This is a genomic window from Corallococcus sp. AB045, from assembly GCF_003668895.1.
Taxonomy (GTDB): domain Bacteria; phylum Myxococcota; class Myxococcia; order Myxococcales; family Myxococcaceae; genus Corallococcus; species Corallococcus coralloides.
The window spans coordinates 36,414-46,497 of the sequence record NZ_RAWN01000067.1; the positions used below are offsets into that span (position 1 = coordinate 36,414).

The following is a 10,084-nucleotide window of genomic DNA, read 5'->3' on the forward strand; positions in this document are numbered from 1 at the left end:
CGCTGGCCGCGGTGCTGCTCCTCGTGTGCGCGCTGCCCGCCTTCGCGGCGCCCGTGGGCCACGACGATGACGCGCCGGAAGTGGTGGCCGTGGAGCTCCACCTGCCGGAGGGCATGGCCCCGGACGGGCTGTCGGGGCTCGTCACGCTGCGCAAGGGACAGGCGCTGACGCCGGGCGCGGTGCGCAAGTCGGTGGAGCAGCTGTTCGCCACGGGTCGCTTCGCGGACGTGGTGGCGCTCACGCAGGAGGTGCCGGGGGGCGTGCGGCTGGTGTTCCAGCTCCTGCCGCTGCCGCTGCTGTCGCACGTCGCGGTGCGGGGCAACCAGGTCCTCACGTCCGGGGAGCTGTTGGAGGCGAGCGGGCTGCTCCAGGGCGGGCCGTTGGATCCAGAGGAGCTGGACACCGCGGCGGACGCCGTGCGCGAGGCCTACCAGCGCAAGGGCTACGACGCCGTCGACATCCAGGTGGAGGAGCGGCCGGTGCCCGCGGGTGGCGTGGCGGTGACGCTGGTGGTGGCGGAGGGCAAGCCCACCCGCGTGCGGCAGGTGACCTTCTCCGGCAGTCCCGCGCTGCCGTTGCCGCGCCTGGTGGAGGCGCTGGGGATGAAGCCTGGAGAAGTCTTCGACCGGGCGAAGCTGGACGGCGGCCTGGAGCGGCTGCGTGTGCTCTTGCGCGAGGGCCAGCACTGGCGGGCCTGGGTGGGCACGCCCAACGTCGTCGTGGAGGACAGCGAGGCGTCCGTGGCGGTGCCGGTGTCGGCGGGGCCCGCGTTCCACCTGCGCTTCGCGGGCAACCGCCGCTTCCCGGACTCGCTGCTGGCGCGCGTGGTGGCCTACGACGGCGAGGAGGCGATGGACGAGACCGTGGCGGCGCGGCTCGCGCGGCGGCTGGAGGCGTTCTACCGGCGGCGCGGCTTCCACGACGCGCGCGTGCGGGCGATGGAGGTCCTCCGGCCGGATGGGGACGCGGCGGTGCTGGGCTTCCAGGTGGACGAGGGCGCCCCGCTGCGCGTGACGGACGTGCGCTTCCACGGCAACGCGGCGCTGTCCTCCGTCGTGCTGCGCTCCATGCTCACCAACCAGGTGGCGGCGCTGGAGACGTGGCCGGAGCTGGACCTGCCCATGCGCGAGGATCCGCTGGAGACGGAGGGCCGCGATCGGCGCAACGACACGAGCGTGATGTCCCCGCCCGACCCGTCCACGGTCTACGTGGAGGACACGTGGCTGGAGGCCGCGGACGCGATGACGATGGCCTACCGCGAGCAGGGCTTCGCGTCCGCGCAGGTGACCTTCCGGGGCCTCACGCTGGACCGGGTCCATCACACGGCGGAGGCGGACTTCGACGTGGAGGAGGGGCCCCGGGCGTTGATCCGCGCGCCCATCTTCCTGGGCATCCCGCTGGAGGTGGATCCCGTCTGGGTGAACCTGCTCCTGCCCGTGGGGACGCCGCTGAGCTTCGAGAAGGTGGACCAGGCGCAGGCCGCGCTGGAGCGGGGACTGGGCCGCGAGGGCTACCTCTTCGCGCACGTGAGCAACTCGGTGTCGGTGGAGGAGGACGGCACCTCCGCGCAGGTGACCTACCGCACGGACCTGGGGCCTCGCGTGCGCGTGGGGCAGGTGCTGCTCCAGGGGCTGACGCGCTCGGATCCGGACGTGGTGCTGGCGCAGCTGGACTTGAAGCCCGGACAGCCGCTGTCGGTGGAGGCGCTGGCGGAGGCGCAGCGCCGGCTGTCGCGGCTGGGGCTGTTCCGCCAGGCGGAGGTGTCGCTGGCGGACCCCAACCGCCGTGAAGCCTCCAAGGACGTGCTGGTGACGGTGCAGGAGCGCCCGCGCATCGACGGCGAGGTGTCCGGCGGCTACTTCCTGGTGGACGGTCCGCGCATCACGCTGGACACGGCGTGGCGCAACCTGGACGGCCGGGGGCTGAACCTGCTGGCGCGCGGCAAGGTGAACTACGCGGGCGCGAGCGCGGAGGCGCTGTCGTCCTCGCGGCTTCCGGCCGGGTGCTCCACGGGAGAGCTGTCCGGCGAGGCGTGTGAGTCCGACCTGGATGGCTTCAGCGGCCTGGGCGGGCGCGGCAACCTGGCGCTGTCCCAGCCCCGGCTGTCGTTCCTGGCGCCGCAGGAAATTGGCGCGCGGCTGGACCTGATTGGCGAGCGCGTGCACCGGCCGTCGTACCTGTCCACGCGGTTCGCGGCGGTGCTGGGCGCGGACTGGGCGCTGGCGTCGTGGGTGAACGTGTCGCTCCAGTACGAACTGGAGAACAACCGGCTGCGCTCGCGCGGAGGCGTGTTGGAGCTCATCAACCGCGCGGACCAGGAGCGCCTGCGCTACCCGTACGGTGACTTCGCGCTGCACTCGCTGCGCCCGTCCATGACGTTGGACTTCCGCGACGACCCGGCGAACCCCCGGCGCGGCATGGTGCTCAGCAGCAGCGTGGAGTTCATGCGCGGCATCAGCGTCCACCCCACGGACGTCGCGGGCAACCGCGTGCCGGAGTTCCCCATCGACGGCGTGAAGCTGTCCGGCAGCGTGAGCGCGTACGCGCCGCTGGGCCGCCGCGCGAGCGTGGCGGTGAGCGCGCGCGCGGGCACCATCGTGCCGCTGACGCAGGGGGCGCAGAACATCGGGTCCAAGCTGTTCTACCTGGGCGGCTCCTCCAGCCTCCGGGGCTTCCGCGAGGACGGCGTGCTGCCGCAGGACGTGCGCGAGGTGCTGCACCAGCGGCTGGCCGCGTGCCGCGCCGTGATTTCCCCCGCGGGCTGTCCGGATGACCTGAAGGCGGTGCTCGCCGGACAGGTGCCCGCGAGCCAGGGCGGCGAGCTCTTCACGCTGGCCAAGGCGGAGTTGCGCGTTCCGGCCATCGCCTCGGTGGACCTGGGGCTCTTCTTCGAGGCGGGCAACCTGTGGCAGGACCGCACGCTGTTCGACCCGGGCGTGCTGCGCTACGCGGCGGGCGTGGGCCTGCGCTACGTGACGCCCGTGGGCCCGCTGGCCTTCGACGTGGGCTTCAACCTGGACCGCGACGAAGCGCTCAACGAAGCGCCCACGCAGTTCCACTTCAGCATCGGGACGTTCTGACCGGAGGCCTTCGCCCATGCGGACCCACCTTGCGCGCCGTGGAGTGGTTTGGGGCCTGGGCCTGCTGGGGCTGTTCGCGCTCGCGTGTCAGCACGGACCGGACGCGGCGGAAAAGGCGCCGCGCCCCGCGTGGATGCCGCCGGAGGGCACCTGTCCTCGCGGCGCGCAGCTCCAGATGGAGCGGCTGGGGCTGAAGGTGGGGGACCGCATCCCCGTCATCGTGGACAGCATCCAGGACCACCCGGGTCCGGCCCGGTACAACTACAGCTTCGTCATCGCGCTGCCGCAGGCGGAAGGGGAGGCGAAGCTGCCGGGGGCGCGCATCGGTGGGCGGCTCTACGTGACGAAGCACCGCGTGTTCGGCCGGTATGATCGCATCTTCACCCCGGAGAGCGGCGCCACGTCCGTGCCCTTCTGCGGCGTGCTGCTGGACACGCGCTGGGACCGGGACGGCGAGGGGCTTATCGCGTATCCCAGCCCGATGAAGGGCTTCTCCGTGGTGCAGGACAACACGGGCGTCATCCAGGTGGTGGACCGCTACCCGTGAGGCCCGCGCCTCAGTCGACGTGCAGGGTGTAGGCGCGCTCGTCGGAGAAGAGCAGGTCCGCGACGCCGAGCCGGAAGGTGAAGTCGCCCTGGGTCATGGGCTTGCCGGAGAGCGTGCCGTCCTTCGTGTCCAGGAGGATGCCCGGGGGCAGCGCTCCGTCCTTCAGGCTCCAGGTGCCCGTGCCGCTGGCGCGCACGGTGTAGCTGTAGTCGGAGCCCGCGCGGCCGGCAGGCACCGCACGAGACACCAGCTTGAGGCCGAGCCCGGCCTCCGTGAGGGTGATGGAGAGCGTGCCGGTCGTGGTCTGGGGCGGCATGTCGCTGTCCGTCACGACCACCGTGAACTCCTTCCTCCCCGCCTGGGTGGTGGTGCCGGAGATGCCGCCGTTGGCCGCGAGGGTCAGGCCCGCGGGCAGCGACTGCTGCGGCGCGAGGGCGAAGCTGTACGGCGCCTTGCCTCCCGTCGCGGAGATGCGCTCGGCGTAGGCGCGATTGTTGACGGCGTCCGCGAGCGGCTCCGGGCCCGCGACCCGCAGCAGCGGACGGACGGGCAGCCGCAGGCTGGCGCTGGCGCGCTTCGTCGGGACGCTCCGGTCGGACACCTCCACCGGGAGGACCAGCTCTCCCGCGCGCGTGGGCGTCCCGCTGATGCGGCCCGCGGTGTCGAGCGCGAGGCCCGTGGGGAGCTGGGCGGTGGCGGTGAACTGGTACGGCGGGGTCCCGCCGTTGGCCTGGATCTGCGCCGAGTAGCTGACGTTCTCGGTGCCCTCCATCAGGACGTTGGATTCCAGCGCGAGCGGGGCCGTGGGACCTGCGTCTTCGCTGCCCGCGTCCACCTGGCCCGCGTCGGCTTCGCCCGCGTCCGTCTCACCGACGGGCCCAGTGCCCGCATCCACCTCCGCGCCGCCGCCGTCCGTCTCCGCGTTCGTGTCCGGATCCTCGTCGAGCCCGTCACAGCGCCCGCCCTCGCCGCAGGTCGGCAGGCAGCGATTCTCCGAGGCGAGGCATGACGTGCCGGAGGGGCAGCCCCCCGGCACATCGCATGCGGCGAAGCGCGAGAGGTCCGGCGCGAACGTGCACGCCCCCGCCGCGAGGAGGGTGGCGCTCATCAACGCGGCAAGCAGCTTCCTCATGGCAGGGCCTCCGTCACGGGCGTCGCACCCCGCAGGGCGTAGCGCGGGTGCGGGGCCCGCGACAAGTGGACGCGCGACCTGGAGGGGCCATCAGGTGTCTCCATCTGTCCGCTCATGGAAGCTCCCAGATGAAGGACACCGTGCCCCCGACGCCGAGCAGCGCGCCCACGCCCAGCAGCACGTTGGACGTCCGCGCCTGGCGGCGGCCCGCTTCGAGCCGCGACGTGATGCAGTCCGTGAACGCCTCGCCGGCCGTGGCGCAGTCACCGCCGTTCCTCGACAGCTTCGACTCCGTGCTCCGCGCCGCCAGCCCGAAGCCCACGCCCGCGATGAGCGCCGCGCCGCCCGCGCCCCACAACACCTTGGGAAGCATGCGCGAGGAGCCCTGGGGCTCCCGCGTCGCCTGCGTCGTCACCAGCGGCGACCACACCTGCTGGAGCGCCTGCCTCGCGCGCGCGTCCGCTTCGCCCGGCGTCGTGGCCGGGGCCTCGAACTGCGCACGCGTCTCCGGGCCTCGTGCATCCGTCACCGTGAGCGCCACGCTGCGCTTGCCTCCCACGCCCAGCGCCACGCCCCGCACCAGCCTGCGCACGCCCAGCGCCGTGGCCTGCGCGCTCCGGCACTCCGCGTCGCCACACGCCGTCAGCGCCGCGCCCGAGCCGCGCAGCCGCGCCACCGTGTCCTCGCGCGACTCCAGGCACGCGTCCGGCAACGCGGCCACCGCGCGCCGCGTGGCGTCCTCCAGCTCGCGCGCGTCCGTGGACGGCAGGGCCAGCCTTTCGAAGGGCATCAGCACCACGCGCGTGTTCGCGTCGCAGGGCGCCGACATGCGCAGCAGCATCAACAGCAGGGATGCGGGCAGGCTCATGGCAGGTTCAGGGCACCAGCGCGGCGTCGGCTTCATCCGACGACGGCGTGATGCCGAGGCTCGCCATGTAGCCCCGGTAGAAGCGCGGCCCGAAGGGCACGGAGAAGAGCTTGTCGCGCATCGCGTCCTGCACCGCGCCCCGGGCCGCCACGCTGGCGTCGTGCCAGGGCAGGCCACCCGCGTCCACCACCTCCGACGCGCGGCTGATGGCGAACGGCGCCTCCCGGCCGCTGCTCCGCAGGTAGTAGCCGCGGCCCACGGGCAGGGCCACCACCAGCGGGCGCTCGCGCTCCTTGTGCAGCTCCACCACGCGGATGCCGCGCGAGTCCTCCACCCAGAGCCGGCCCGCCAGGCCCGTGGGCACCATCAGGTAGCCCAGCGACGTAGCGTCCCCCAGGTCCGTCAGCGCGAACGTGCGATTGAGCGCGGGCGGCTGGATGAACACGTTCGGCTGGCCTCGCACGTCGTCCGTGCCCTGGCTCGCGGCGGCCACGAAGGCCCGCAGCTCCGCGTAGTCCACCTTGCCGTCCCCGTTGACGTCGCCCGCGCCCGACAGCGCCGAGCGCACCATGTGGCTGAAGACGCCGGAGCGGATGGCGCTCCACTCCTGGCTCTCCTGCTCCGAGGCCGTGGACAGCACCACACCCACCTGCGGGAAGCGCTCCAGCTCGCGGTTGCCCAACAGCCCCTTCACCGCGTCCACGTACGCTGGGCCCACCGGCAGTGCGCCGCGCGAGTGGACGAAGAAGTAGGAATCACACGCGTCCACGATGAGCTGGAGGAAGGACGCCTTGCTCGGCGCGACCACGCGCTCATACAGCTCCGTGCGCGTCAGCGGCCCGTCCAGCAGGCTCACGGAGCCTTCACCCGCGGCGCGGCGCTTGCCATGACCCACGAACACGAAGGTCAGCACCGGCACGGCGCCCTTCGCCCGGTCCTCCGCCATGCGGGCGTTCAGGCGCGCGAGCGCGGCCCTCAGCGCGGGGTGCGTGGGCGGGCGCGTCTTCGCGGCGAGCCCCGGGTGCAGGGCCTGGGTCTCCGCGTCCAGCACGCTCAGCAGCACCACCTCGCGCGAGCGGGGCGCGAACAGCTCGTAGTACCGGGCGCCGTCGTCGTCCGCGTAGCGCAGGGGCGCCTGGGACGGTTCCGTGCCCGTGTTGCTGGCCACGATGAGGGCGTAATGCACCTGCTCCGGCGCGGCGCTCGCGGCGGTCCCGGCCAGGACGAGGAGAACACCCAGGACCAGCGGCCTGTGAGGGGGCATAGGCATCAAGGGTTTGCGCGATGCGCTGTGCGAAAGAATGCCATGGGCCGCGACCGACAATCCACCCGTGGCCGCTCGCGACAACATGCGGATGACGGGACCGCGACGGTCGCGGTAAGCCCTTGAGGGATGGAGTGGGATGACGACACGTTGCGCCGTTTTCGCGAAGGCACCCCGGAGGTGCTGGCGGAGGTGTATCGCGCGCACGCGGAGCCGCTCGCTCGTCTGCTCAAGGCGGCCGCATGGCGGGGAGCCTTCACCCGTCTGAGGAACGCGATGGAGTTGGAGAACACGTTGTTGGAGACCTTCGCCCGCGCCTTCGAGCCGCGCACGCGCGCCGCCTACAACGGCACGCGTCCCTATGCCCACTTCCTGATGGGCATCGCGCGCAACGTGCTGCTGGAGCAGTCGCGCGAGCGCGAGCTGGTGGGCCGGGACGAGGCCTTCGAGGGGCTCACCGAGTCCTCCTCCGAGGAGGGCGGGCTGGATGCGCTGCTGGAGGACCGCGAGGTGGAGGCGCTGCTCGCGGCGTTCAAGGGCGGCCTGTCACGTGAAGAACATCGGCTGTTCGAGCTGCGCTTCAGCGAGGGCCTGCCCCAGGAGGAGGCCGCCACGGCGCTGGGGCTCACGCGCATCCAGGTGCGGCGGCGTGAGTTCGGGTTGAAGTCCCGGTTGCTGGGGTTCCTCCAGTCGAAGGGGTACCTCCAGGACCTGGAGACGCAGGGCTGGAGCTTCTTCAAGCGGCGGGGTGCGCGATGAGTGGATGTGACGACCGCCGGATGAAGCAGGCCATGGCCGCGCTCTTCGAGAAGGGCCGCGACGGAATGGACGCGGACGGCTTCGAGCGCCTGCGCGAGCACCTGGCCACCTGCCCTGACTGTCAGGAGACGTACACTCGGCTGTCGCGCGTGGAGTCGGTGCTGGAGCAGCGGGCGCTGCCCCATGCCCGGAGCGCGCTCCTGGAGCAGGCGCTGTTCGCCAGGCTTCAGCCCGCCCCCGCGCGTGCGGTGGTGGCGCCCGAGCGCCGGAAGTGGTTCGCGTCCCCGCTCTTCATGCCCCTGGCGCTGAGCGCCGCCGCGGCGACCGTGGCGCTGGTCGTCGTGGCTCCAACACTGGAGCGCCGGGAGCAGGACGTGCCGGAGTGGCAGGCGCGCTCATCCGCTCCAGGCGCAGGGGCCTGGGGCGTGCGCGCCTTCTGCATCTCGCCCGAAGGCACGGTGCTGGCGGAGGCCCGGCCCGGTGGGACGCTGACGTGCGCGGAGGGCAACGCGGTGCAGTTCAGCTACACCGCGCCGGAGCGCGTGCGCCTGTCGCTGGAGGGGCTGCCCTCCGAAGGCGAACCGCTGCGCTTCTTCCCGCGCGAGGGTCCGGCCCCGGAGGTCGCCGCGGGCGTGGACGTCACGCTGCCCTTCAGCACGCCCGTGCAGGGCGGATGGCTGACGGGGCCGGTGCCGGTGCGCGCGCGCTTCACGGACGCGCAGGGCCGCACCGTCGCGGACACGCAGGTGACGCTCCAGCCGCGCTGATCCGCCTGCGCATCACTTCACCCAACCCCTCGAACGAACAACCCCCCTCCCGTGCGAGCACAGGAGGGGGGCGGGGACTGTCGTGCCTTGTGGGGTCCGTGAGTGACTACGGACGCTGGACACGGCGATCCACTTCCGCGGTGCCGGTGTACTGCGTGGCCACGTTCAGGAAGCCCTTGAGCTGAACGCGCCAGGTACCGGCGGGTGGGTTCGAAAAAGTGACGGCCTCACCGGTGGAGGTGCCCTCGGCGCTGGTCGCGACGAGCTCTCCGTTGGGGCCAAAGACATACAGGTCCAGGTCGTAGGCCGGGTCGCCCCAGTCCGTATGGACCGCGAGGACGACGTGACGGTGGCGGCGGCCCAGCCCAGCGACAGCAGACGCTTCATGGGGTGCCCTCCCGAGGTGCGTCGCGGCTTTTCAAAGCCCGCGCAAAAGGGGTGTGTCGGGGGAGCGTTCCCGTGGATCGCCGCTGCACCGGATTGTTCTGTACTGGCTGAATCCGGAGGGCTGTCGGGGAAGAGGGTCTTTCCCGCCCCTGGCGGTGACAGTGTCCGGATCACGAACGGGCCCGAGGTGGGTCGCCGGTATACAGTCCGCGTCGTGTTCTACGCGTGTGTGCGGGCGGTGGTGGCGCTGGCGTTGCGGCTCTTCTACCGGGTGAAGGTGAATGCCCCGGGCGAAGCGCCCTCCGGGCCGGTGCTCTTCGTGGGCAACCATCCGAACGGGCTCATCGACCCGGCGTTGGTGTTCATCCTCACGCGGCGCCAGGTGACGTTCATGGCCAAGGCGCCGTTGTTCAAGCTGCCCGTCATCGGGTGGCTGTTGAAGGGTTTGGACGCGCTGCCGGTGTATCGCAAGCAGGACGACCCGACGCAGATGGGCCGCAACGAAGGCACGCTGGAGGCGGCGAAGGGCGCGCTCGTGCAGGGGCGGGCCATCACCATCTTTCCGGAGGGCAAGAGCCACTCGGAGCCGGAGCTGGCGGAGCTGAAGACGGGGGCGGCGCGCATCGCGCTCAACGCCGCGCGCGAGGGTGCCCCGGTGCGCATCGTCCCGGTGGGCCTCACCTACGCGGAGAAGAACGTCTTCCGCAGCGAGGTGCTCATCGACCAGGGAGCGCCCATCGACGTGACGGCCTTCCTGCCGAAGGACGCGGCGGGGGAGCAGGACGCGGTGCGCGCGCTGACGGAGCGGGTGGCGGAGGGCCTGCGCGCGGTGACGCTGAACCTGGAGCAGTGGGCGGACCTGCCGGTGGTGCAGGTGGCGGAGCAGCTCTACGCCTTCCGCCAGGGCGGCGTGCTGGACTCGGAGCGGCTGCGGCTGTGGGCTCGCGGGGTGCGGCTGTTCCGGACGCAGGAGCCGGAGCGCTACGAGCGCCTGCGCCAGCACCTGTCCTCATTCGGCAGCCGGATGGCGCTGGTGCAGGCGGCGCGGCCGGAGGACCTGTCCGTGGAGTACCGCCCGGGCAACGTGGTGCCGTTCGCGGTGAAGACGCTGGCGCGGCTGGTGTTCGGGCTGCCGCTGTTCGCGCTGGGGCTGGCTGTGTTCGCGCTTCCGTATCCGCTGCCCCGGATGGCGGCGCGGCGCGCGGAGCTGGACATCCAGGCCACGGTGAAGTTCCTCACCGCGGTGGTGGTGTCCGTCGTGTGGTGGTGGGGCCTGACGG

The 10,084-nt window shown here is 72.3% G+C and carries 9 protein-coding genes; 5 read left to right on the forward strand and 4 right to left on the reverse strand.

Annotation, left to right across the window (positions count from 1 at the left end):
* Positions 1–11: 11 nt before the first annotated feature.
* Positions 12–3,080, forward strand: a complete 3,069-nt coding sequence (locus D7Y21_RS18035) for an outer membrane protein assembly factor (protein ID WP_121714645.1) — start codon at positions 12–14, stop codon at positions 3,078–3,080.
* A 16-nt stretch (positions 3,081–3,096) separates the two neighbouring features.
* Entirely contained in the window at positions 3,097–3,627 is a 531-nt protein-coding gene (locus D7Y21_RS18040) for a hypothetical protein (protein ID WP_120566339.1), read from the forward strand.
* A 10-nt stretch (positions 3,628–3,637) separates the two neighbouring features.
* Here D7Y21_RS18040 and D7Y21_RS18045 read toward each other — a convergent pair whose 3' ends face one another.
* From D7Y21_RS18045 to D7Y21_RS18055, 3 genes are all read right to left on the reverse strand, one after another.
* Positions 3,638–4,759 (reverse strand): Ig domain-containing protein, encoded by a 1,122-nt coding sequence (locus D7Y21_RS18045; protein ID WP_121714647.1) that lies wholly within the window; start codon positions 4,757–4,759, stop codon positions 3,638–3,640.
* Positions 4,760–4,871: 112 nt separating this feature from the next.
* Positions 4,872–5,627 (reverse strand): hypothetical protein, encoded by a 756-nt coding sequence (locus D7Y21_RS18050; RefSeq protein WP_121714649.1) that lies wholly within the window; start codon positions 5,625–5,627, stop codon positions 4,872–4,874.
* A 7-nt stretch (positions 5,628–5,634) separates the two neighbouring features.
* A complete protein-coding gene (locus tag D7Y21_RS18055; protein WP_121714651.1) occupies positions 5,635–6,891 on the reverse strand; it encodes a hypothetical protein in 1,257 nt (418 codons plus the stop codon).
* A 150-nt stretch (positions 6,892–7,041) separates the two neighbouring features.
* On the opposite strand from D7Y21_RS18055, the gene D7Y21_RS18060 reads away from it, so the two are divergent.
* Together D7Y21_RS18060 and D7Y21_RS18065 are read left to right on the forward strand one after the other, a co-directional pair.
* Complete coding sequence (locus D7Y21_RS18060; protein WP_233612168.1) at positions 7,042–7,650, forward strand: RNA polymerase sigma factor; 609 nt, start codon at positions 7,042–7,044, stop codon at positions 7,648–7,650.
* A 32-nt stretch (positions 7,651–7,682) separates the two neighbouring features.
* Positions 7,683–8,417, forward strand: a complete 735-nt coding sequence (locus D7Y21_RS18065) for a hypothetical protein (protein WP_233612169.1) — start codon at positions 7,683–7,685, stop codon at positions 8,415–8,417.
* Positions 8,418–8,523: 106 nt separating this feature from the next.
* Here the strand turns inward: D7Y21_RS18065 and D7Y21_RS18070 are convergent, their stop codons facing one another.
* Positions 8,524–8,781, reverse strand: coding sequence for a PPC domain-containing protein (locus D7Y21_RS18070; RefSeq protein ID WP_255424219.1), 258 nt, complete (start codon positions 8,779–8,781; stop codon positions 8,524–8,526).
* A 237-nt stretch (positions 8,782–9,018) separates the two neighbouring features.
* Here D7Y21_RS18070 and D7Y21_RS18075 point away from each other — a divergent pair.
* On the forward strand, positions 9,019–10,084 hold a 1,066-nt coding region (locus D7Y21_RS18075), incomplete at its 3' end, for a lysophospholipid acyltransferase family protein (RefSeq protein ID WP_121714657.1).

Excerpts from the sequence above, each read along its gene's own strand:
- D7Y21_RS18040 (WP_120566339.1), top strand. The coding sequence starts at position 3,097 with ATGCGGACCCACCTTGCGCGCCGTGGAGTGGTTTGGGGCCTGGGCCTG.
- D7Y21_RS18045 (WP_121714647.1), bottom strand. The coding sequence starts at position 4,759 with ATGAGGAAGCTGCTTGCCGCGTTGATGAGCGCCACCCTCCTCGCGGCG.
- D7Y21_RS18050 (WP_121714649.1), bottom strand. The coding sequence starts at position 5,627 with ATGAGCCTGCCCGCATCCCTGCTGTTGATGCTGCTGCGCATGTCGGCG.
- D7Y21_RS18055 (WP_121714651.1), bottom strand. The coding sequence starts at position 6,891 with ATGCCCCCTCACAGGCCGCTGGTCCTGGGTGTTCTCCTCGTCCTGGCC.
- D7Y21_RS18065 (WP_233612169.1), top strand. The coding sequence starts at position 7,683 with ATGGCCGCGCTCTTCGAGAAGGGCCGCGACGGAATGGACGCGGACGGC.